This is a genomic window from Moritella sp. 28, assembly GCF_018219435.1.
Taxonomy (GTDB): Bacteria; Pseudomonadota; Gammaproteobacteria; order Enterobacterales; family Moritellaceae; genus Moritella.
In genome coordinates this window covers 3050729-3074273 of record NZ_CP056121.1, presented here as the reverse complement: position 1 = coordinate 3074273, position 23545 = coordinate 3050729, and the positions used below count along the sequence as shown (strand labels likewise).

Genomic DNA, 23545 nt, shown 5'->3' with positions numbered 1-23545 from the left:
AATTTACAGGACGGCTCGTTTTCCCATAAACATGTAATTAATAAATTTGAAGTATAATCTTATTTTTCAATTGATTAATCTACTTTTATTGAAGTGAATGAATTCGGGACATCGAGAGTCCTGTTATACAAATGTTAAGTAACATGGGGTAGTAATTTGAAAGTATACAAATATGTTCCGTTTTCAGAGGGTTCGTTACAGATATTGAGATCTAGCACTATGAAGTTTTCGAGTGCCCCGGAGTTTAACGACCCTTTTGATTGTGTAGTTAATTACGATGTAGATAGTTCGATTGAAGCTTATATGTCTCGTCCTGAAATACTAGATCAAATAGCATCAGGCTTAGGTTTATCATCGGAAAAGGTTCAAGATCATAGTGAAGAGTTACGAGAGAGGATTCGCACAGTCATAGAAAGTGGGGCTATGCACGATACTTTAATGGAAAAGGTTGGGATTTGTAGCTTGTCAAAGTATCGGGATAACATCCTAATGTGGTCACATTATGCAGATAATCACAAAGGCTTTGTGGTGGAGTTCAGCTTGGACTTAAACGACGAAAGGATGGTCAATAATCCAGAGTTCTGCTTTGGTGGTAATTACGTCGAGTATAGTCACGATATGCCAGTAAAAGTGGTTGGAACCAACAATTTTACTGACTACTACAGGCAGTTTTTAGTTAAGTCGCAAGACTGGAAGTATGAGCAGGAATATAGGGTACTTTCTACCAATAAAGGTGCAGGCATCCACAAATTTGACCCACGTTTGATTTCTTCAGTAATCGTTGGCGCAAAAATGCCATCTGAGAATTATCGAGCCTTGATGGATGAGGTCGTTGAATTCATGAGTAAATACGATCACAACATTTCAGTGCAGCAAGCAAAAATCGCTCAAGATAAGTATGAGCTTGTCTTTATGAATGTTACTTAACAAGCAATTTAAGTAGATTTGCAACGCTTGGCATTTTCGGTTTGAATCGACTTTAGTATTTACGGCACAATGGTTTAGGTTGGGTGGTAGCGTTGCTCACTCCTTAATTGGGCGTTAGGCTTTGAGGGAATTATGACAGAGTATTTATTTCGAGGTGTATCGGCAGAAATGCATAATCGTGATCAAGGGAGGTTGATTCCTAAAGGCGAAAATGTCGAGGTCACTATTAGTCGCGGAGATCATGATCCTGATAACAATGTCGTGTTTTTGAGGGATGGTACTTTAAGCCGAATTCCTTCAGAGACAAATGCGGTTCGGGCTCATCAAATTCAATCAGGAATGCATGACGGTGCATTCATTTCATTATCTCGAACATTGAAATGTGCTAGCCACTTTGCTACGCAGGGAGGCATTCGCCCTGGGGTTGTATATGTTATTAACCCGGAATTGTTTGAAGAGTATGGTGTTGTACCTAGGTTTTTCGATAATCCTAGATACCCAGAAGAACAGGAAGTTTCTATCAGAGATAACGATGGTAGTGAAATTTCTAATAATATTATAATAAAAACCATAGAAATCCCGCAGTCAAAAGCCTAACAAGCAGTTCAACATGGACACGTTAACGGCTGCCATAATTTTTGCAAAAGACAACAAATGCAAGAAATAACATCAACCTACGTGCCCGTTAACTGGGCATTGCACCTCAAGGAGTATTACCATCCACTCAGAAAACATCCATATTAAACAGCTATTCCCTTTAGTTACAAAGTCACTCAGTGAAGCTTTAACTGCAATGCAGCAGGGTAATACAACATATAATGCATCAGCTATGGAACAGTATGCTCAAAACATATTTTCAAGAGTCGCTGAAATAGATAATGCGTTTAAAAATTTATCTATTACGTTAGAGTATTTGAATAAAACTGATTATGTCGATTCTGAATATAACTTTTCAGAACATCATGCTTTCCACATCGAAAATTTTTTATTGAGATTAATAAGCATTATTGACCGTTCTCACCTTCTGGCGGGTTCGACGATGTTAATGGAAAACAATAAGATTGAACGATTAGGTGGTAACAAAAAGGTTTATAAAGAATTAACTGATTTTTCAGCGGCGTCAGCGGATATTTTAAGTAAAATGAGCGATGCTGTTGGAAACCTCAGGGATACTCGTAATAAAGTCGCACATCAATCTGGATATTCAAGTAAAAATATAATGGTTTTACAGACAATTGAAAATGCCAAAATTGAGTCTATCTGTGTAAAAGAAATCACAGATGTCATGTCATACGATGAAATAAAAAATATTGTAATAGATGAGGCAATCAAACCATTTACAGAGGTTGTTTCGACGATGGATGATTTAGTTAAAGACTTAATTGATAGCCTTTCATTCGTTTATACCAGTTTACTAGAGAGCGCATAACAAGTCGTTTTAAAGGACAAAAAACAGTTGGCTTTTGCTCCTTCGTCACTAATTTTAGCCAATGATTTCTTGCCTCTTAACGAGGCGTATACTTTCAGTAATGCGAAATATCTTCTTTGAAGCATAAGCTCTAAGCTGCTTATGTCCAGAATTGAGTTAGCTAGCCTAGCTAACTCAAAATCATGCAACGTTAATTAGCAGGGTTATAATTCGTCTCTACACAGCCTGTAAACAGATCTCTTCTATTCTTTTTCCATTGCCAGCGCTACACGCCCCAACACAACAATATCCGCTTCTGCAACTTCAACTGATGTATTGCCATAGCTCATGGCTAACTTTTTACCTGGTAAACGCTGTAAATGATTAATAGAAATAGAACCGTCAATATCCAATAAATAGCGACCTGAATTAGCTTTGGTTTCTGCCGTATTAATAAAAAGAAGTGTTCCGTCCAGATTAATAATACGAGTGTTATCTACTGTTAAGCCATAATTCTTCATTGCAACGAAGTCTAAACCGATTTGGCTCGAATTACTTAGCTCTCCGTTAGATATTGTTTCAATAGAGACCGTTCTTTTTGAATCAGTAGCTACTGTATTAAATGTATCACCTTCACTGAATGCTTCACCTTCATCTAATAAAAGCCACTTTAGGGACACCCCTGTAATCAAATGAGTTCTAATTGCGATCTCATATGGAGTCATATCACGAGTATGCCAAGTGAAGATTGTTGACTTTGGTATGTCAAATGCGACCGCCATCTCGTCATATGTCTTACATTTAGTGACTACTTTTAGTTTCTCGGTCACACTTTTTCCACCTTTATAACTAAAAGGAGGTGAAAATATTTGATTGCTGCTCATTTTAATTGTACCATTCAATTGAGTCACTGCTCATATGCGTAGTTATGAGCTCTAATGCCATTAAATACAACCAACAAGGATACCATTATGTCGTCAATTACAATACATCTCGACGTGCCTTACTGCACAAAAAAGAAATATGCCGCCGCAACAGGGCAATCAATAAGCACTATTGATCATGCTGTTACGAGTGGAAAGCTACCTATCATGCCAAAAGAAAGCAGAAACGAGGCCGTACTAATCAACCTTGTTGCCTTGTTCAAAAAAGCCGATGCACAAAAATTTGCATAATCAAACCAATAGCCAATCAGAGATCACTATAAACGCCCATCAACAGGGCTTTATAGAGGTTTCGGCAGGTGTATTCATCGAACCAAGCGTGAATAAACGCAAGCATCGTTTTTCTATAATCGTTAAAACAGAAGCGATCATATTCATTTGCGTACTTGGTTTGTTACTTAATCATTGCATATAAGGAGATTTTAGCAATGTATGAGTCAAATGAGAGTAAACAGAGCCTAATAGAGTCTGCATGTGTTCGGTTTGCAGACATAGAAAACATAGAACAGATTGCAAACGAGTGCGGTATGCGTGGGCAAATACTACGCAATAAACTTAACCCCAATCAGCCACATCAATTAACCGTTAGCGAGTTAATTAAAATCACTACCGCAACCGATAATCACGACATTATCAACAGCGCAATACTCGAAGTCGGACTAACCGCCGTTCGTCTACCCAAGCAAGGCGAGTCAAAACCACTCACTCTTAGCGCCATGAGCGTGACCAGCCATGCCGGTGAAATAAATCGACACATCTTAGAAGCCGAATCCGATCGCCGGCTAACCCGATTCAAAAAAGACCAAATAATCAAAAAGGCACAAGACGCTGTTCGTGAACTGGTCTTTCTTATGTCAGACGTTGAAAACCGTTGCGGTGGTGCAGGGCCGTTCGTGTCCATGTGTACAGATGCTGTTATCGGCGGATTGCCATTACCAGGTATGTAAGAGGGAATTGTTATGGGACAAGCACAACTCGTACAAACACAGCACCAAGACACGGCGGCTCAAGCCATCGCTCAAGTCCGAGACATGTTTAGCCATAATCGTGTCGCTGTTATCTACAACAAACAAGGTGACGAGATAAAGCGCGTTATTTGTTTCGCAGCTGGAATGGAAGAGCGTGACATGAAATTTACGTTTCAAAAATTTAATCAAATTCAAAGAGCCGCGATCCACTGCGTCATAAAACGTTTAGCACCGGTAATCAATGAAATGGCTGGTTACTCATTAACTGAATTTAACAAGTAAGGGAATACCATGATTAAAGCAAATCCAACAATGAACGACGTGATCAACGAACTCATGTTTATTGCCATCGCCAAACCTGAAAAATTAAGTGTGTCTGTTCGCTATATTGGCCATGCCGATGCACTCGAAGTAATCGCCGTTGATAAAGCCTACTTTAGCGGCATACAAACCCCGAATACCTGGTCTGCGCACAAGCTAATGGATAAAACCATTTACCTCGATGGCTTAACTGCATTTAGACAAGTCACTTCTACGTATAACGAACTTAGCAACTTGATAAAGAGTGAGGTGGCGGCATGAAACGTATTTTAGCCCCCGTCGAAAATGTGCGTTCGGCGCTGCACTCGCTTGGTATCGATGAAGACAAAGCCGATTGGATCATCGATTTGTTTGAATGCGTTGATGCTGGTCGTAGCGATGCACTTGCAATGCCTTGTTTTCATTTCAACCTTTACGCAACGCTAAAGCAAGAAGAAGTATTGATTACTGTATTTGCCTTTTGGCAAAGCGTCGTAGCTTGTTCAGATTCAGGCTCTACCCAAGAGCAACTTGCCTTAGGCGCTATTCGTTCTGTGTACTTTATGGCGCAAGGCTTCGGCTTAACCAAGTTAGTAGCCTGTATTGAATTGTGGTGGGAAAAAACACTCGATATTCACAATACAACTATCTGGATGGTCGCATGATGTATCTAGCAATAGAGCTTTGCCCAAGTGGCGGCATGCGTGAACACCCTAAAACCCACGAACTGCGCACTGTCGAAATAGGCGAATGCGAAACCAAACAAGATGCCATCGATAACGCATGCCTGCAGCTAGATTGTCGCCAGTTGTTTCGTAGCGTAATCGGTCGACCAAAAGGCCAGGGCGGTTATGTCGTATTAAACGCGCAGGAATATGCGGAAGTATGAATATAGGATATTTAACCATGATTATTAGACATGAAATTAACGAACAAGAAATGATTGATATGTTTGACCTATTCGCCGGTTCAATAATTGACGGTTACCCATGCGAAGAGCTCACAGAATATTTGCATGAAGCAGTACGAGAGTTAGCTGTTGATCAGACTGCAGCTATTTCGAAAGGTGATTTTACTTCTCTTTTAAAAGATTTCATTAGCTGTTTTAGTTTTGATGGCGAGAATGGCCGTTATCATTTCAGGTTTGAAGATGTGGAGTTTTACGGCAATACCAAGGTTATAAAAACGGAGGCAGCGCTATGAATTATTGTCGTAGTAAAGCTTATCCTAAGGTTGTTGGCGAGCTATCGCTTTAATGGTTGGTGTAAATCATGCCCAGTCATTACCTGGCCGTAGCACCATTATTGAAATGATTGAAAGCGCGGAGGACTGCAGCAGTAAGCCAGTCAGAATACCCGCGCTAGGCAAAGAATTCCCACAACCTGAAATGTCGCTAATCGAAAACGCGATGTTCCAGGCTAACCCCGATCTCGAAGACCATCAATGGCGCAAGCAGTTCTTTGGTGACATGCCGCATTACCTTAGTCGCTATTTTGCCGAGCGCTATATCAAAGCCTTTAAGCGTAATGGCCGTCAATACGCCAACAAGTACTTAAGAAAAACGGTGGGAGCAAAGATTAACCCACGTTTAAAAAAGGTATTAGCACAATATAACCAGCAAGCGAAATACCGTGATTCTTATATCCGCAGTGGCGACTTGTTCCGCGAAAAACTGCTCGCAGAAATGGATAAAAGCGAACTCAAAGTATTAGCGCAACAGTACGCTGATTTCTTTACCGTACAACTCGATGACCAAGCTGCAGAACAGGATGAAGCCCAAGGCTACGAGCAGTCTATTATCCAGGTCTTTTGTGGCCTACGTGAAATTAGCCGTAAGTTTGGTTATACACCACCCTATGATAAACCCCAATCAGACTTAACAGCTGCAGAAGCAGAGTGTGGCATTTTACGCTTAACCTGTAATCGTGCCTGGGAAAGTAAACTAAAAGCCAAGCGCTCGATAATGCGCGAGCATCTAGCAATCGCAGTAGGCCAAGTTCAAAAGTCAGCAAGCCCGTACTGTTCCCGTGACTGTTTGCACGAATGGAAGAACCAAAAACAACGTAACCGTGATTTCATCAAAGGCATGTCGGTCTTTGATGAAGACATGGACGAAGAGATAGCACTTTCTGAAATGTTCTATAAATCCACTGGTAATCCAGCCATTCGCCGTTGCGAACTGATGGTTCGGATGCGTGGTTACGAGAATATTGCCCAAGCCATGGGTTGCGAAGGGCTGTTCCTTACCTTAACCGCACCATCCAAATATCACCACACCCGCAAAAAGGGCGGCTTTATCGATCACTGGATGGGTAACAGTCCCCGTGATGCACAGCGTTATTTATGTAGTGTTTGGGCTAAAATCCGCGCTCAATTCAAACGTGATGATATTTCAGTATTTGGTATCAGAGTTGTCGAACCACATCACGACGGTACACCACATTGGCATTTACTCTTGTTCATGCAGCCGCACGATGTAAAGCGGGCGAGTGAGGTATTCACGCATTACGCAGTACAAGAAGATTTTAAAGAATTATTCCCGACAATAAACAAGAAACAAATAGCAGTAGGGCCACCGAACTTGCGTACTCGATGCGAGATCGTTGCTATCGATTCTGAACTGGGTTCAGCAACCGGCTACATTGCTAAATACATAAGTAAGAACATTGATGGTTATGCCATGGATGACGAAAAAGACGACGAGACAGGGCGCGACCAAAAAGAAATGTCGGCAAATGTTACTGCCTGGGCAAGTCGTTGGCGTATTCGTCAGTTTCAAGCGATTGGTGGGGCACCGGTTACCACGTATCGAGAATTACGCCGTTATGCCAACAACGACGTAAACACATTCAAAAGCTACGTTGCCTTGCTTAATGCAAAGCAACAATACAACTTATTTACCGAATTATTCCCAGACCAAAACCCTTACCTTATAGGCCCTAAATTAGACTTTCAGGGGCCACGTTTAAACTATGCCGCAATGAATTCGTTACAACGTTGGGATGTGCTTACTGGTAAATACAAAGCAGAATTAAAAACAGACATCGATAACGCATCCACTGCAATGAAGTGTGCCGACAAAGGCGACTTTGCAGGGTATGTTATGGCGCAAGGTGGCCCATTCGTGAAGCGTAAAAACTTGCTCATTCGTAATGATTATGACGGCACCGAGATGGGTAATGAATACGGGGAGTACGTAAGTAAGATCCAAGGCTTTAAAGTTACCAATGAAACACCGGTTAAGACTCGTATTCGCAACTGGGTGATCCAACGCAAGTCTCAAGCATTGCTCGACAGTGAAGCGAGCACCAGTAGCACCGCAGGTGCTGAGGGTTTAATGAGTCCCGAAGGGGCTTCTCGGAGTTCTGTCACTAACTGTACGCCCTCTAAAAGCGACAGGTTAAATACTGGAATTAAGACCCTTTTGAAAAGTCGTGGTATCAATTTAGATGATCACCTGGTCAATTCGATGGAGCAAGGTGGTCAAATCCGGCTCGATACAGACCAAATTATGAAGTTTAGGCGAGGGTATTACGTTGACAGCAAATATCATCCGCCAGAACTTGTCGAGATGAGGCCTAAGGAACTTAATATTTGGGAGGGTTGGAATACGCCAGCGCTCAAGGTGGATAATAATCAAGAATTTGTGCCTGGTTGGGAAGATTGGGAAAACTGGGATTGGGGTTAGTGCTGGTTAAAAGTGGTTACTGCTATCGTTATATAATCCATTTTTGGAATGTGCTTTTTTCACATATACAAGTAAATAAAACCACTGTAATCTTATCCAGTTGTTTTATTTTAAGGACTGGATTATGAAAGAGTTACAAATAGATGCTGAGAACTTTGTCATTGACGCATCGGCGCAAGATACGGTTAAAAATAACGAGGAAGTTGTCGTGTATTTATTGACATTGATACAGAACGACACGGGCGAAGAAGCGCCTAGTTAACGCGTTAGCATTAATGCTGTCGTACTTGAAAATGGTAATTCAGCCCTATAAAACCGCAGCCCATATTATTGATTGTAGCGTTCACGTTAAAGCTGTATTCAGCAGAAAGACGATGACACGAATAGCAAACATCAGATGACTGAATAGGCCATAAATAGGCTGTTTAGTCGTGTGGTAATTGAAGAATATTATTAATAAATTCCAACATAGAATGACAGTTATGGAGATGGGTAGATATGAGAAAAGTTAAGTTTAATTGGAGTCTGAGCAAGATATTCCAGCGTCGAATATTAGAAAATAAAGATGACCAGGTACTTGATACAAGTGGCATTGTGACAGCGTTAAATGATGACCCTCATATCACGCGATATCTCATTACTGTTGATAGTAATGGAACGACTCTGCAGACGATGAATGTAGAGGGTAAGTCGCTAATCGATTCTGAAGCGGCAAGAAATCTTGTGCGAGATATGAATCAAATGACCGTGCGCATGAATGAAATGGTTAGACGTATGGGTGTTTTGAAAGGTGCTTGTAATACCGAACGTTTAGATAAGTCGATTGATTAGACCTGGTGAACAATCTTAGATGTGTAATAGCAAACCCTCATAACCCAGTTTTGCTATTACAACATTGAAAGCTTCTGCTTAAGTTCTTTCTGCAGACTGGGATCGAGTGATTTAAGCATTTCAAAGGCCAGCTTACCTGAGCTTTTTGCTGACGGGCTTAATGTGTGACTAAAGCTTAGGTTCATTACAAATGAATGGCCGCATTCTGGATTAGTACAGCTGCAATATAAATCTGTGTATTCAATCGAAATTCGATTCGTTTTTTGTATACGGCTTTTATCGCCACACTCAGAGCAAAGTACTCGCATAAAACATCCACTTAATTAACATACTGGTGTGTAGATTGTACATTATTTGACTGTGTTTTTATACAGTGGCGTGGCGGTCACTATGTACTTACCAAGGTGAAAGCTGTGGCACTTTTGAAATGAGTTGAAGACCATTCATTTTTTGGTTTGCAGTCTATACATCTTTCATAAATCATTATTTTATAATCTTGGATATTTATACGGTGGGGAAGTCGATAATCTAAACACTGTCTTAGAGTAATAAATATAATCTGGGTTTGCACCTAAATAGCTTAGTTCAGTTACTTATATACCAGTCATGTAATATATATAAACGAGCGAGGAAAACAGAAGCTCAGTTATGGTTTAATCGTTGGTATTATTATTGACACCCAATGGTCAGTCTTAAGTATTGCAAAGGTGCTAATTTAACAGATTTCATTGGGTAGTATGATAAATGAAATGTAGTATAAGCATTTGATAATAAATATTTAAAAATACCTGTGAAAAACTGCTCTGGCAAGGGACCGCCTGCATCTTTATCGTTGTCATTACTGTTTGTAAGTGCTTCAGTTTGTCAGTGGTTTAATTGATAGCTAACCCTATTTTTAAAAGATTAAATGGACTTATCTTTATGACCTTAACCTCTAAACAAGCTCCTCTAATGCTAGAAAGGGGCTGTAACTATGCGCTATGCACTTAAACAGCTTGGTGAACTGACTACGATGGACTTAGGCGCAATTATGATGCCGAAAGCTGCTGCGCGAATTATTCGCCGTCAGTCTGGTATGTTTCAACGCGATAGCATTGCAAAGCTTAAACAACACAGTAAAGCAGTTGGACACTCACGACCGAATTTAGATCCATTAGAATTAATAGCGAAAAGAATTGAGACAGGAAAGCTTGTATTAATTCGTATACCGGCCCCGCTGGTATCGAGTGTTGTTTCGCCAAGCGGTAACGTGAATCACCTACTACCAAACGTTTTGGGTAATAAAATACATGAATTAGCAGAACTAACACTAATAGAAGACATAGAAAGTCATATTTTAAATGAAAACAGTATGAAAGAATCCGGTGGTCATTCAAGTACGCCAGCGGTAATTACAGCTGCGAGTAATGGAAGTACTGCGCCGGTGATAACCCGGACGATAGCTGATGCGGCAGCTGTCCCATTGGAAGATATTAATATCGAATTAGTTTATGAGGATATTGAAAAAACGCCTGCGACTAAGGTCCCTTACCGTATTGTTTTTAGTGATGGTGAAGAGCGAACTGGTGTGCTTGACGATAAAGGACTGGCTGTTGAAACTGGTGTTCCTGCTGGCGGTGGTACGATTGAATTTTGTTACGCCGATGATGAAAGCGCGTTAGAAAGTAAATTGAATGGCCTATACGGTGAACTTGGTGACGCGGTACAGCAAAGTGCAGTTGACATGCGTGACTTTTATCGGGGTTTGCTAGCCTCTATACCACCTCCGGATGAAACTGATAAAAAGACCAAGGCACTACGTGATAATTTGAAACGCGCTGCCGAAGCTGAAATTGCCGAAATCAAAGCCAGAGCAGATGAGTTTGATGCATTGCCGTCATATCAAGCCGCGTGGGAAAATGCCAAGGCTGCGGCAAATGGTGTCGGTAAAGGCATCACTGAGTACATCCCTGATTTGGGCGAGTTCGGTGCGTTAATGGATGTTATCGACATAGATATAACCGTAATGATAGAAGCTATCTACACTGGTGATATCACTGATTTACAAAAGCAATTTCAGGCATGGGAAAATCGTGGTACCGCGGGTTACGAAAGCGCAACGGAATCAATGGAAGTGCTGATTCTGTTATTGTCGGATCAGAAAACTCGTGAGATATTATTATCACTGCCACAGCGTTTCTTTGAGGTGATGCCTGAAAACGAGCTAATAGAAATAGGGATAGCGCAGGGTACCCAAGCTGGTATGGATGCAGGCGCTGTCGTTGTTACAACGATTGCCGTTGGCGCAGTTACAGGCCCTGGTGGTGCCGTTGCAGGTGCTGCGGTTGCAGGAGCAACCACAGCAAGAAAAGGTGCTAAAGCACTTGAAGGCATGACAGATGTACTGACTAAATTAATAGATGTATTGAAGAAAGTAAGAAATAAAAATACTCATGCCAAGATAGAAAAAAATAAAACGCCACTGGATAAAGATAAAAAAGATGACAAGCCCAGAGCTTGCCCTATTTGTAATAAGGCCAGTTGCGATAACAAAGCTAAACCAAAATTAGGGAAAGGGGAAAACACCCGACAAGATTCAACGCTTTACGCTGGTATAGCGAAGACAATACCTGGTTTTCCAGAAGCGCATCCGTGGTTTACAGGGAGTAAGTCACTGGAGGTTCATCATGTAATCCCCTGCAAATCAGTTTCAGATAAGTTGTGGAAGAAACTGTTTAATAAATTCAGTTATGACATTAATGAAGCACACAATAGCGTAGTCCTACCCGGTGATATTGAACTTGCCTGTGAATTAGGTGTTCAACGACATAAAGGGAGTCACACTCAGGGAATTGCATTAAAAGAAAATGATGTCGTTTTTTCTCGTTTAAAAGAACACGAAGAAGCAAAAAATAATTCAAAAATTAAAACATTCCAGGATACATTGTTTAAGACTAAAAAAGGCAGCGACCTTAGATACACGAAGGCTACGAGTGACTTAATTGAGGAAGTACAGCATTCGGTCGAAAAAGGAAAGTTGTGTCAATTTGCCGATAATCCCAAAAAATTGAACGCTAAATTTGAATTTGAAATGAAAGAACGTAGTAAAAAAATCTTAAATTATATTAATGATTTCAGCTGGACTATTGCATGGGATGGCCGCGATTATAGACCTGATAGCTCATTAGGGTGCTGTAATACTGATGGCATTACCACGAAACGAATCGGTAATAATCGAGCGCAAGATTGTAACGTAAAGAGAAATCATAATTTAGGTAAAGGACGATTTACCGGCACTCTCAGATTAGGGAAGTAACATGAAATACGATAATGAATATTATTTACTAACAGAAATCGGGACCGCGGCTGATTACATGTTGGCTCAAATTGATGGTAGCGATGATGGCTTAGAGCGATTACTTTCACAAGGTTCTATCAAAAACCTAGTACGAGGTCTCGGGAAAGTTGGAATCATAGATGGTAGTAAGCGTGATTTTAAACCTTGTGACTTTCATAAAACCCCTAAATTTTTAGTTTCTGAAACGTTTAAACAAGTGATAGAAACGTTTAACCCTCAGCATGTCGACTTTTATCAAGCGGATATTATTAATGGAGATCAGGTGTGGAGTGAACATTATTTCATGCATATATGGAACGTTTATCGTGCGATGCATCAAGGCCGCTCTAAAATTGACGGCACTTATGTTGATGATGACTTCATATTGGAATCTTTTTCATTGAATGAAGAATTATTGGATAAAATTCCGCTTCAAGAACGATTAATATTCGTTTTAGACGAAAAGCCACAATTTCTTTTCCATGAAACTGTCGTGGCAGCGTTAAAAGCGGCTAACGTAACTGGACTTGGTTTTAAGAAAGTAAATGATTGGGGAATAAGCAGTGCCTTTGATGATGATTTTGGTGATTTGTAAAATTTAAATATAGATTTTCTATCGAATCATCTTAATTAGATAAAGTGCCTAATGGCGCTTTATCTTCGTTCAATTGCTATGAACCATAGAATTTTGTAATGCGAACTGCACCATTTAAAGTTTCAACTCTAAGCCATTAGTGTTCAGCTCTGGCTTAGGGTGATCGCTCTAATCCGTGTGATCACCAAGGAACTTTGTCGTATCATAACTACCAAGCGACTCTGTCGTTTTTATAATTACCAAGAGAAATTGACGGATCTAATCATTATGTCCTTGCAGAGATGACCAAGAGCGTTCAGCACTTTACCTTCGGTATATCCTGCCATTTGGTTGTATATTGTGGTGTAAGCATTTTACGTCGCATGGCCCATTTTTGCTCTGTGCCTTGGGCGCCTAAAAATACGGTATTATTGCCATATCTCTGATTGAGCTTATCGAACACTTGCATCAGATTTTCGTTATTTTGCTCAGAGTTGAACAAATCTTTTTGTTCATGGGTACCATCAACTAAATCAATCAGGCTGACACCTATCTTGTAATATCTCACATCTTTATGGAACAACTCTTTTGCTAATTGGGTTACAGCTTTCGTTATTTGATCCACATCTGCAGTCGGGTATGGGAAATGATGAATAGCGTGGTAACTCGCGGGTTTGTCATCAAACGGTGAGCTTGCCGCAAAGCACAGCATTACTTTACACAATGAATGTTGCTGACGTGCTTTTAGCGATGCAATGCCAGCATGCTGTAGTCCACAATGGGTTTATTACGCCAATCTGGGCGAAACACTTGCTCTGCAATAGAATGAATTGGCATCAACGAGGGCAAACACTACTTATCATCCAATAGATAGCTAGGGCGATGGCAACGAATAGAGCGTATAACAACCCCTTCAATGCTAAAAGAATTTAAATCATTAATGAAGACAGGCTTAACTTTATCATTTGCAGACACTAGCATACGTTGGCGAACATCAAGTAACTTACAAACGAACTCTCCATTTAAATTAGCAACAATAATATCGTGCTGCCTGGGCGTAACATGCCTATCAACAATCAATAAGTCACCATCAAAAATACCAACATCTTCCATTGAATCACCACTGGCTTTACCAATGAAAGTGGAGCTCGGGTGCTCGATAAGAATTTCGTCCAAGGTACATCTAAGCTGACTATATTCAGCCGCAGGACTTTCAAAACCAGTGATACCGGCACTTGCAGAGATTGGAATTATATTCATAAATAAACACTGTTGTTATACACAGTGTTTATTTATGGCCAGTTGTAAGAAAAATTCAAGAAGTGGGGGTTACTCCACCATTTGATTTGAATTCCTCCAGGGGAGAGAGATTAAATCTTACGGCTAAACTTCCGGTAAATTCACTCCTCTTCGCCTACCGCGTTTTCGCAATTTTTTCACGTTTTTGACACAACGATGGACACGCTACTATAGCCCAAGCCTTGCCAGTAAAGGATCGCAACGATCATTTAAAGATCGTTAATGTCAAAGTTGTGACACCTTTTGACACAAAGTGACAAACCTTTCAGGTTTATTGAGGCGATAAATCATAATTTACTAAAATCAGTTAACTGATGTAAATTTTATGAGGTTTTTACCAAAAGGTTTGGGCCTGGACAGCGAATAAATCTATTTTTTCAGCGGACTAAAGTTGGCTGCGAAAACATTAAAATCGTCTTGATTTAGCTCCTGATCAAAAGATTAACAGAAAATGATGTAGTCATGCTAAATGACATATCACAACAAAGATTAACCGTAAATTAAAGCGGTGAATAGCTGACATATTTTACATTAGGCGCTATCAAGGTTCTGCCCCAAACCAATTTAGAGTTGTTACTCACTCATTATATGCTCATATCGATTTGCCATAGATTTTCTTATACAAAATTTATCAACTGAATTGACCTTATTTATGCATCAAGAAAATGGTTAGATAGGATGATTTTATACAGTATTATTGGTATTTTGGTAAAAGCAGCCACGGTTTGTCAGAAAACAGTCTTGTTTAGCTTGTTATTAAAAAATTAAGTTAATATACTCAGACACATAGCGAGTTTTTATTGTAACTTACAAGACTCAAAAATTAATTTACAGGACGGCTCGTTTTCCCAGAAACATGTATTTATGCTATTTGAAGTTTAGTCTTAGTTTTCAGTCGATTGATTGTACTTTGTAATGGTGAATGAATTTGGAAAATCGAGACGTCCTACTATACAAGACGTTAGCTTTACAAGGAGAATTATATGTCACTTCAACGCATGATGACAGACAATGCATTTATTGAAAATAAAAATGGCGAGCGTACAGGTCCATTTAAAACAAAATTTGGCCCATCAAAGCTTGTTATCTTTAATGACCAATTAGTTGTTACTGAAAATGATGTGGTCATCCAGCCTTTACCTAATGGAACAGAAGAACGTTTTGCTATAACTGATGTTCAATTTAATTCAGGCATAGGAAGGATGCGGTCACACTTTTCAATTACTGTAGTAAAAGAGACAAAACAAGAGCGAGAAAAGAAAGTGGCAAATAATACAACCTTCCATATTAATAACTCTAATGTTCAAGTTGGTGACGGAAACATTCAAAATATAGTTAATGCTTTCGAGCAGCTTACTCAAGAAATTGAATCTTCAAACTCCACACCCGCAGAAAGAGAAGAAGCAAAAGGTTTGTTAAAATCATTAATTTCTAACCCAACAGTTGCTTCCGTTTTAGGTGGTGCCGTATCAGGGCTAATTGGTGTAATGTAAAGCTAACATATAAGAATAAGGTGTCGCGCAGCCGACACCTTATTCGAGTGTTGAGCAAGCCCGAGCCCTTCTTTATATAGTAAATTACGTGTTTGATCTTGGTGGGGACTTCGTCTTGGGGTTAAACCCAAGACGAACGAAATTGAGATAAATAACAGACCTGTTATTTATCGATTAACTAGCTAGTTGAACCATAAATTTAATATCTCCAACCTGTCATGTTAATGCCATTATTCCTATTATGTTCGCCTTTCGGCTAGGTCGTTCGTGTAATGCCAACACACCTCATTTCATGCTGACAGCAAGGACAAATACGGATTGCTTTTGCTGTGCTCGTTGCAACGAGCTCAGACATACTCCAATTAAACAGATGCAGTAATATGACTTGAATACGCACACGTAACCGCTTTGCATTACCGTGCAAAAAGCCATAATCCCGCACTCGCTGTAACCCTTTCGGCAGCACATGCTGCAAGATAAGCCAGAGGAATTGCAATGTCGGTAAGGCTCTTGTTTTCGTTGCTTTAGTTTGTCCGTCTTTATATCTGAAGGTAACGGTATTATTGGATGTGTCGATAATGTCTTTATCAGGCAACACACCCCGATATAAATAGCGTGACAGATATTGTAAGGCGGGAAGACCGTAACCGACTTTTCGGCAGTCAACGACCCATTTAGTCGGTAATGTTTTAGTGTTTGGCAGTGATAAATCAGCGTGCTGATTGATTGCATCAATCATTCTCGCTCGCCAGACTTTAGCTAATGCAAAGGCGTTAAACAGGTAATTACTCTTACCTTTATGCCATTGGTTGCGCGTTTTATTGTAGCTGCCATTAGCGACTATAATGTGTAAGTGGGGATGTAAATTACGTTTCCTGCTGTGAGTATGCAAAACGGTGGTGAAACCTATTTCACCGCCGTTTCTACGTTTGGAAAAATCCTTCAACACACTTGCAGCGACTGAGAACATCGATTGATAAAGCGCCTTTGGCTGGCGGCGTGCTAACAGCCTGAGTTCATAGGGCAAAGTAAACGTGACCATAAAGTAATGCACGGGCAGTAACTTTGATTGTTGACGCATGAGCCAATCAGAAGTTGTGCGTTGTTGGCATTGCGGGCAATGTCGATGACCGCAAGACAGTGGCAGCCTGTCGTCGTGGTTGCAGTGTTTACAAAACCATTGTGAGCAACCTTGGTTGCTCGTTTTACAGCTGAGCATAGCGTAGATTGCACGACGGCTGTCATGGGAAAGTTGATTGCCAAATTGTTGTTCAAACTCGTCATGATGAATGCGCAGTAAATCAATGAAGGTACTCATTTCAAACTCCAATCTAGCGCTAACTTGTCAGCGAGTTGATTGATGGCAACGGCCGCATCCTTTTGTTTGAGTTGGGTTAATTGAGTGTATCTAGCGGTCGTATTTAGCGAGGCATGACCGAGTAAGACTTGCAGTGAGCGTAAATCTAATCCGCCTTCGAGTAAGTGAGTAGCAAAGCAATGACGTAGTGAATGCGGGCTAACGAGTTTATTGATATTACAATCACGTAAAACTTGTTTGATGGCTTTTTGAATGCCGCCTTTATCCATCGGCGAGTTCATACCATTACCCAAGCCAGGGAAAATCAGTCGCGCATGATGATGCGTTTGCCAATGACTGCGCAGTGCGAGTAAAGTTCGTTTAGGTAATGGCACCAACCTGTCTTTGCCACCTTTAGCTTCACGGATATGGACTTGCATAGTCTGGCTATCAATATCATGAACAGTCAGGTTTAAGCCTTCGCTTAATCGTAGTCCCATGCTGTAAAGGGTGAGAAAAAACACTTGGTAGCGTTGCTTCTTGGTGCCGTTAATGACTTTACTTATTTGCGTAGGAGTTAAAATATCAGGCAGGCGTTTAACTTGTGGTGGTTTGACAATGTTGAGCCACTCCCATTGTTTGTCGAGGGTGTAACGATAGAAAAACTGTAAGCCGTTACGGTCTATTTTAACGGTACTCCATGAGTGCGTTTGGATAAGACTGTTAAAGTAATCCTTTAAATCAGCAGTAGTTAATCCATCGGGAGACTTATCAAAGTAAGCTGAAATTCGTCGAACCGCACGAGAATAGCCATCAATGGTTGCTGGCCGTTTACCTTGTAGCCTTAAATTGGTAAGGTGTTGTTCATAAAGATAATTAAATCGTTGCTGTTGTGAATGATTCATACGAATAACTCCAATAAGGCACCACCATAATGGTGATGCTATTGGTTAGTATGACTGGTAGGGCAAAGACTCTGCCGCGCAGCGGCTTCGTTCAACAAGTTGCTTAAACGGACAAAAAACAGTTGAATATTGATCACCTAAATTCAGAGTTAATTACTCATCTCATTATTAAATCATTGTCTTTCACAACAGATATGGATTCGAACTACTTCGAGAGCACTCTGAAGTTGGTTCTATGTAAGGATGAAAACTTACCTGATGAATTGATTGAAGTGGTCTTTACTGATGTCTCAAACTTGAGTCTAAATGAGATCGGAGGTGGCTTAAGTCAGATTTGTTATCTTAATATAGAAGACATACGAGCCAACCAACTAGATCGAAAATATTATAAAGTGCGTGACCTAGAGAATGATGTGATTTCATTCTATTGCAAGAGTATTAAATGTTCATCATAGGCCAACATTGCTTCACTAATTAAATGGGCGGAATACTCACAAGGAAAAATATGGCACGTAGAAAAAACTGGGATAGTGGGAATGTTGTTGAAATTCTATTAGCTGATGGTTCATATTGCTACGGTGTTGTTATCACTTTCCCTCTAATAGTGTTCGGGGGAGCCAACTATAAAGAAAAGCAGCAAGCTTCGCTTGAACTATTTTCTGATATTGGTTTTAGAATATGGGTAATGAAACATGCAATTGGGAGCAAACACTGGCCTGTAATCGGTCAAGTTGATCTTGATGGTGAATTAAGTAAAGAACCAACTTTCTATAATTTTGATTTTATTTCCAAGAAATATTTTCATGATATCGGTACAGTTGAAACTGAAGTCGGTCTTGAACAGTGTATTGATTTAGAGTGCGCTGCCGTATGGGATCCAGAGCATATTGAAAGTAGATTATTGGATGCCAAAAATGGAACTCCCAATATATGGGTTGAGTCCTTAAAAGCTGGAAATAAGGTATAGGTATAAAGCCAAGAAGGCTGCGTTAACCTCAATCTAGCCATACTTTTCTGTAATGCGAAACCTATCCTTTGAAGCATAAGCTCTAAGCCACTTTTGTCCAAAAATGAGTTAGCTAGCCTTGCTAACTCAATATTTCCCTCGACTTATTTTTAGTCTAACCAGCTACCTTTCTGACATTTTAAGTAAGCTACTATTAACTGTAGATCTTTCATCGCAATCCCTCTTCTTCGAATAAGATAGCCATTTTACCCGCGACGAAATGATCTAATATACGTACATCAATTAATTCTAAAACTTCAAATAAACGTTTTTACTATGCTTATCGGTTGCTTATCGGTTAGGTAATCCCGTCTAGCGCTATCCTTAATAACTGTTTTCTACATCACGTTAATAATTTTCAAAAATAAACTAATAGAACTGAAACACACGAAATAATTAACCTGGGCAATTTCATAGGTTAATTATTGGAGATATTAGGTAAATATTTCAAGAAAAGTGATCTGGTAACTATCTAATTTATAAGTGGTTATGTAATACTTAGTTATTAGGGTAAAGGTCAAGTCCGTTATGAATAAAGGCTGTTAATTTATATAGCCCATGAGCAAAATTGAATTTTACAATACGGTCTATGAATTAACTCACTATTCGTTCTAATCTGATTCATGCTTTATAAAATTATTTTAATAATAAAATATTCATCATTAAGAAGTATAAGGTTGTTGGCTTGTAGAAGGTGAGTATATTTTTACTTTGTGGAAAATCTAACATGATAATTTAAAGGTAAATTCATGTCATTAAAATTAGTATTAACCGAATTAAGGGAATTAATTCAACGAGAGTATGATGCGAACCAAGCCAAACTTATTGAAGTTTGGGAAAAATCGATTAAACAAAAAATAAAATCAGGTGAAAGTCAGCTTATTACTCATATTACAGTGAAAGGTAATGGTTATGTTGAATTAACTTTAGGTGAGGGTGAGTCTAGATTTCGTGAAGGCGATATGATTTGTTTACATCTCGGAGATGCAATCGGAAGCACCTTTATAAACCAAGCTAGTATTGATGACGAATATGATGGGCGTTGGCTTATTAGCGGTTATAAATTAGATCTGAATGCTTTAAAGCAAGCGAAAATGCCGTGTTATGCAGACCCTGATGGAATGAATCTAAAACCATTCTATGATCAAGCTTTAGCGGAACTTGCAGAAACAAGTATTGGACTAGATATTGTATTGCCTCTGCTGGCTGGGGATTTAAAAATAGATGGTATTTATGAAGATGAATATCAAGAAGCTGCCGATAAAGCCGAGCTAGCTGGATTAAATGACAAACAAGCAGATGCTGTTGGTAATGCTTTTGCTGCGCAATATTTAGCCTGTATACAAGGCCCTCCGGGCACAGGTAAAACTAAAGTTATCAGTTGTATTACAAAATTATTGGTTGAACGTAATGAGCGAGTATTTATTACATCGCATACGCATATGGCTATTAATAATGCCCTTAATAAAATTGCTAAAGAAGGTATTGCTTGCATAAAAGTTGGAGGTGATAATTCAAAAAAAGGTTTAGACAATGTTGATTGCTTTGGTTATGCCGATGATTGGGAAGATAGACCTGATAAAGGCTATGTTATAGGTGCTACACCTTTCGCAACCTGCTCTAAACGCTTAGATCAATATGAATTTGATACTGTTATTTTCGATGAAGCAAGCCAAATTACAACACCACTAGCAGTAATGGCTATGAGAAAAGCTAAGCGATATATTTTTGTGGGTGATCATAAACAACTACCACCAGTTATTTTATCAAAATCAGTATTGGAATCAGATAACGACTCAATATTCTCGCGACTTATTAATGCACCAAAAGTGCTTGAAACTATGCTCAGTGATACCTATCGAATGAACAAATATTTATCTAAATGGCCTAGTCTCGCACTCTATGGTGGAGCATTGAAATCAGAAGGACCCAATAAAGATCGTTTATTAGAATTACCTAAAATACCGGAGAACTACAAAAATGTACTGAGTTCAGATATACCTTTTGTTTACATTAAAAGTCCAGGTCACGATGCTAAAACGAGTAATCGTTCGGAAGCAAAGTTGGTGGCAGATATAATTAAATATGCAGTATCGTCTGGCTTAACCCCTGACAAGATTGGTGTTGTATCCCCTTATAGAAATCATGGAAAAGTAATAAAAACTGAGTTGTTAAAAGTAATGCCAGAAAACAAAGCTAAAGAAATAGTAACTGACACTGTCGAGCGTATGCAGGGGCAGGAGCGAGAGATGATAATTATATCTTTGTGCACCACTGATGTTCAGTTTCTTACCTCTGTTGCGTCATTTTTTTTTCAACCAGAAAGGCTTAATGTAGCCATAAGTCGGCCTATGACCAAGCTTATATTAATTGGTCCTTTTTTATCAGATAACTTAGTTGCTGAACTAGTCTCTAATCCAAAAGAAAAAACAATAAATGACAATGTTCAGCTATATCAGTCATTGCTCAAAGCTGCCACACATTTAACCGAAAAGGAATTTTAACATGGCAATTTTTATGGATGCACTAAGCGATTTGCCTCGAATTCAACGTCGAAAGTTTAAAAAAACATTTGAACTCTTAAAAGATAAATATTGCATCCGTACACCCGTGATGAAAGATGCAAAAATAGGGCAAGTGGTTATAGAAGGTCCTTGCCAAACTTGGTTGGTAATTGGTTTTCATGAGAAAATACCTACATCAGAACAGCTCAATATTTTTTTCCAGTTTAATAAATCTTTATCTGAATTAGGGTTTATCCCATTGAAATATTTGGCAGTGACAGAAGAAGATTCATTAATAATTGCTCAGGCAGAAGATACAAAGATGCTCACTTTGGTTAATAAACAGGATTTTTTCGATAATGGTCATGAGTTGATTAGACAAAATTTAGTAGAAAGCTCTCTGCAACAATATGAGTGGATAAAGATAAATTTATTTCCTGAATCGAAAATAGAAGCGGTTTGTAGCACTCGTAGGAAACTAATTAATCACGATAATACTGCAAAACTACAATCATTATTTTTAGATTTTGATCAAGAAAGTGCTACCAAACTTGATATGCTAGACAGCGAAATCGCCCCTAAAGAAAGCATTGAAAATACAGTCAGGTTAATTAATGGTGTTGCGGGCTGTGGTAAAACACTTATCTTGATAAATCGAGCATTGTTATATTGTAATAAATTTCCAGAAAAAAAAGTAATATTATTAATTCATAATAAACCTGTAACAAGCGATATTACCCATAAAATTGAAAATTTTTTAGGGGGGATACCTAAAAATTTAAGCATTAAAACCTTCCATTCATTTGCCTTAATGCAACAAAATAAAATTAATGGGCGAACAAAACCATTATTTGGTGATAAATCATTATCTCTAATAAAAGCTGAAATATTAAATAATAAACATTCTAGTTTTAAAGAACTGAAACTTTCCGATGTACAAATTTGGTCTGAGTTGGAATACATTAATGATTATCTGATAGAAGATAAAAACTCTTATTTAGAATATGAGCGACAAGGGCGAGGTTTTGCAATTCAGCAATCTCAGCGTCAATTAGTTTGGCAGTTGTATGAATTAATGCTTGAAAAAATGTGCATGTCACAAGGCTATTTACCTAGTACATATATCAGAGGATTGTGTCTTAATCAGTCTGGAGAACTTAACAAGTTTGATCATATATTAATTGATGAAGCGCAATTTTTTGCTCCATCTTGGTTGCAACTAGTAAAAAAATCTTTGTATTCATATGGGCAATTATTTATGTGTGCCGATCCAAACCAAGGCTTTTTGAAAAATAGATTGAGCTGGAAAAGTGTGGGGTTAAATGTACGAGGGCGGACAAAAAAGCTAAGCCATTCATACCGAACCACTTATGAAATCATGATTGCAGCCAATGCATTGTTGTCGAGTCTTAACGAAAGTGGTGAAGACTTTATTAAGCCTAATTTCGATAAAATGGAGCGAGGTTCTAAACCGTTAGTTATTTATAGTGACACACCACAAGATGAAAAAACTAGGTTTCTTAATGAGCTGCATCAATGTACCGAACAACCTGGTATCTCGTTAAACCAAATAATGGTGCTTTGTGGTGGAAGTATCACCCCTTGGGTGTTAGCTAAAAATATAGAAGATAAAATAGGGAAGGGTTGTGTTAATAATTTAAACGGTAGTTATGCCCCTCAAGCTCAGAATTATGCGAATCAAATTAAACTAATGAATATTAATAGCTGTACTGGTATGGAATCTGGTATTACGTTTGTTTTAGGGGTTGGTGATATCCTTATTCAGTCAAAAAATATTAACTTAAAGGAAGATGAAAAAGAATCAATAGAACAAGAATCAATCCGAAAATTGTATGTAGCAATGACTAGAGCTGGTCAAAAATTAGTTTTATTTAGCACTGAAGAAATGCCTAGTTGTTTGCATGAATTGACGGATGTAGTTAGTTGATAATTGTTTAAATATCAAAATTAGTTTCAGGATATTCACTAGTTCAGCTTTTAAACTATCCAAATGTATATTATGGGTAGTTACTAAGCCTATCCGTTTGACGACAGCTAAAATAACTAAGCTGAAGTTCCTTTTTT

25 protein-coding genes are annotated in these 23545 nt (G+C 39.0%); 19 read left to right on the top strand and 6 right to left on the bottom strand.

Features of this window, described 5'->3' with window-relative positions; all coding sequences use genetic code 11:
• Nucleotides 1-219 precede the first annotated feature (219 nt).
• The 3 genes from HWV02_RS13565 to HWV02_RS13555 all read left to right on the top strand — a co-directional run bounded on the left by HWV02_RS13565 (nt 220) and on the right by HWV02_RS13555 (nt 2356).
• Entirely contained in the window at nt 220-927 is a 708-nt protein-coding gene (locus HWV02_RS13565; RefSeq protein WP_211688208.1) for a DUF2971 domain-containing protein, read from the top strand.
• Between the two features lie 132 nt (nt 928-1059).
• A complete protein-coding gene (locus HWV02_RS13560) occupies nt 1060-1524 on the top strand; it encodes a hypothetical protein (RefSeq protein ID WP_211688206.1) in 465 nt (154 codons plus the stop codon).
• 196 nt (nt 1525-1720) lie between these two features.
• Nucleotides 1721-2356, top strand: a complete 636-nt coding sequence (locus HWV02_RS13555) for a Cthe_2314 family HEPN domain-containing protein (protein ID WP_211688204.1) — start codon at nt 1721-1723, stop codon at nt 2354-2356.
• Between the two features lie 242 nt (nt 2357-2598).
• On the opposite strand, the gene HWV02_RS13550 is transcribed toward HWV02_RS13555, so the two are convergent.
• Nucleotides 2599-3165 carry a helix-turn-helix domain-containing protein gene (locus HWV02_RS13550; RefSeq protein WP_211688203.1) on the bottom strand — a complete coding sequence of 189 codons (567 nt, stop codon included), beginning with the start codon at nt 3163-3165 and terminating at the stop codon, nt 2599-2601.
• A gap of 141 nt (nt 3166-3306) precedes the next feature.
• Between HWV02_RS13550 and HWV02_RS13545 the strand changes: the two genes are divergently transcribed.
• The 10 genes from HWV02_RS13545 to HWV02_RS13500 all read left to right on the top strand — a co-directional run bounded on the left by HWV02_RS13545 (nt 3307) and on the right by HWV02_RS13500 (nt 9066).
• Nucleotides 3307-3510 carry a Rha family transcriptional regulator gene (locus HWV02_RS13545; RefSeq protein WP_075473515.1) on the top strand — a complete coding sequence of 68 codons (204 nt, stop codon included), beginning with the start codon at nt 3307-3309 and terminating at the stop codon, nt 3508-3510.
• Between the two features lie 197 nt (nt 3511-3707).
• Nucleotides 3708-4226 carry a phage regulatory CII family protein gene (locus HWV02_RS13540; RefSeq protein WP_211688201.1) on the top strand — a complete coding sequence of 173 codons (519 nt, stop codon included), beginning with the start codon at nt 3708-3710 and terminating at the stop codon, nt 4224-4226.
• Nucleotides 4227-4238: 12 nt separating this feature from the next.
• The gene (locus HWV02_RS13535) at nt 4239-4529 is read left to right on the top strand and encodes a hypothetical protein (RefSeq protein ID WP_211676321.1); all 291 of its coding nucleotides are present in this window, start codon (nt 4239-4241) and stop codon (nt 4527-4529) included.
• Between the two features lie 9 nt (nt 4530-4538).
• Nucleotides 4539-4829 carry a hypothetical protein gene (locus HWV02_RS13530; protein ID WP_211688199.1) on the top strand — a complete coding sequence of 97 codons (291 nt, stop codon included), beginning with the start codon at nt 4539-4541 and terminating at the stop codon, nt 4827-4829.
• On the top strand, nt 4826-5212 hold the full coding sequence (locus HWV02_RS13525) for a hypothetical protein (RefSeq protein WP_211676318.1): 387 nt from the start codon (nt 4826-4828) through the stop codon (nt 5210-5212). Before HWV02_RS13530 ends, HWV02_RS13525 begins: the two co-directional genes overlap by 4 nt.
• Entirely contained in the window at nt 5209-5436 is a 228-nt protein-coding gene (locus HWV02_RS13520) for a hypothetical protein (protein ID WP_211688197.1), read from the top strand. Before HWV02_RS13525 ends, HWV02_RS13520 begins: the two co-directional genes overlap by 4 nt.
• 17 nt (nt 5437-5453) lie before the next feature.
• Nucleotides 5454-5750 carry a hypothetical protein gene (locus HWV02_RS13515; protein WP_211688195.1) on the top strand — a complete coding sequence of 99 codons (297 nt, stop codon included), beginning with the start codon at nt 5454-5456 and terminating at the stop codon, nt 5748-5750.
• Nucleotides 5751-5802: 52 nt separating this feature from the next.
• Entirely contained in the window at nt 5803-8235 is a 2433-nt protein-coding gene (locus HWV02_RS13510; protein ID WP_211688193.1) for a replication endonuclease, read from the top strand.
• Nucleotides 8236-8359: 124 nt separating this feature from the next.
• On the top strand, nt 8360-8497 hold the full coding sequence (locus HWV02_RS13505) for a hypothetical protein (protein WP_175545872.1): 138 nt from the start codon (nt 8360-8362) through the stop codon (nt 8495-8497).
• A gap of 236 nt (nt 8498-8733) precedes the next feature.
• The gene (locus HWV02_RS13500) at nt 8734-9066 is read left to right on the top strand and encodes a hypothetical protein (RefSeq protein WP_211688192.1); all 333 of its coding nucleotides are present in this window, start codon (nt 8734-8736) and stop codon (nt 9064-9066) included.
• Between the two features lie 56 nt (nt 9067-9122).
• Here the strand turns inward: HWV02_RS13500 and HWV02_RS13495 are convergent, their stop codons facing one another.
• The gene (locus HWV02_RS13495) at nt 9123-9374 is read right to left on the bottom strand and encodes an ogr/Delta-like zinc finger family protein (protein ID WP_211671963.1); all 252 of its coding nucleotides are present in this window, start codon (nt 9372-9374) and stop codon (nt 9123-9125) included.
• A gap of 665 nt (nt 9375-10039) precedes the next feature.
• Between HWV02_RS13495 and HWV02_RS13490 the strand changes: the two genes are divergently transcribed.
• A complete protein-coding gene (locus HWV02_RS13490; RefSeq protein WP_211688190.1) occupies nt 10040-12361 on the top strand; it encodes an AHH domain-containing protein in 2322 nt (773 codons plus the stop codon).
• A gap of 1 nt (nt 12362) precedes the next feature.
• On the top strand, nt 12363-12977 hold the full coding sequence (locus tag HWV02_RS13485; RefSeq protein ID WP_211688189.1) for an imm11 family protein: 615 nt from the start codon (nt 12363-12365) through the stop codon (nt 12975-12977).
• A 295-nt stretch (nt 12978-13272) separates the two neighbouring features.
• Here HWV02_RS13485 and HWV02_RS13480 read toward each other — a convergent pair whose 3' ends face one another.
• Nucleotides 13273-13668 carry a DUF4113 domain-containing protein gene (locus HWV02_RS13480; RefSeq protein ID WP_255550330.1) on the bottom strand — a complete coding sequence of 132 codons (396 nt, stop codon included), beginning with the start codon at nt 13666-13668 and terminating at the stop codon, nt 13273-13275.
• Nucleotides 13669-13808: 140 nt separating this feature from the next.
• Nucleotides 13809-14216 (bottom strand): LexA family transcriptional regulator, encoded by a 408-nt coding sequence (locus tag HWV02_RS13475; RefSeq protein WP_211688187.1) that lies wholly within the window; start codon nt 14214-14216, stop codon nt 13809-13811.
• 1022 nt (nt 14217-15238) lie between these two features.
• Between HWV02_RS13475 and HWV02_RS13470 the strand changes: the two genes are divergently transcribed.
• Nucleotides 15239-15748: a hypothetical protein gene (locus tag HWV02_RS13470; protein ID WP_211688185.1), complete on the top strand. Its 510-nt coding sequence runs from the start codon at nt 15239-15241 to the stop codon at nt 15746-15748.
• Between the two features lie 256 nt (nt 15749-16004).
• On the opposite strand, the gene HWV02_RS13465 is transcribed toward HWV02_RS13470, so the two are convergent.
• Nucleotides 16005-17066: an IS91 family transposase gene (locus HWV02_RS13465; protein ID WP_211688183.1), complete on the bottom strand. Its 1062-nt coding sequence runs from the start codon at nt 17064-17066 to the stop codon at nt 16005-16007.
• Nucleotides 17063-17950 carry a site-specific integrase gene (locus HWV02_RS13460; protein ID WP_211688182.1) on the bottom strand — a complete coding sequence of 296 codons (888 nt, stop codon included), beginning with the start codon at nt 17948-17950 and terminating at the stop codon, nt 17063-17065. The genes HWV02_RS13465 and HWV02_RS13460 overlap by 4 nt, the downstream gene beginning before the upstream one ends.
• A 505-nt stretch (nt 17951-18455) precedes the next feature.
• On the opposite strand from HWV02_RS13460, the gene HWV02_RS13455 reads away from it, so the two are divergent.
• The 3 genes from HWV02_RS13455 (at nt 18456) to HWV02_RS13445 (ending at nt 23408) form a co-directional block, all read left to right on the top strand.
• Nucleotides 18456-18917 carry an Imm26 family immunity protein gene (locus HWV02_RS13455; protein ID WP_211688180.1) on the top strand — a complete coding sequence of 154 codons (462 nt, stop codon included), beginning with the start codon at nt 18456-18458 and terminating at the stop codon, nt 18915-18917.
• Between the two features lie 788 nt (nt 18918-19705).
• On the top strand, nt 19706-21460 hold the full coding sequence (locus HWV02_RS13450; RefSeq protein ID WP_211688178.1) for an ATP-binding protein: 1755 nt from the start codon (nt 19706-19708) through the stop codon (nt 21458-21460).
• Nucleotide 21461: 1 nt separating this feature from the next.
• The gene (locus tag HWV02_RS13445; protein ID WP_211688177.1) at nt 21462-23408 is read left to right on the top strand and encodes a UvrD-helicase domain-containing protein; all 1947 of its coding nucleotides are present in this window, start codon (nt 21462-21464) and stop codon (nt 23406-23408) included.
• The last annotated feature ends 137 nt before the right edge of the window (nt 23409-23545 follow it).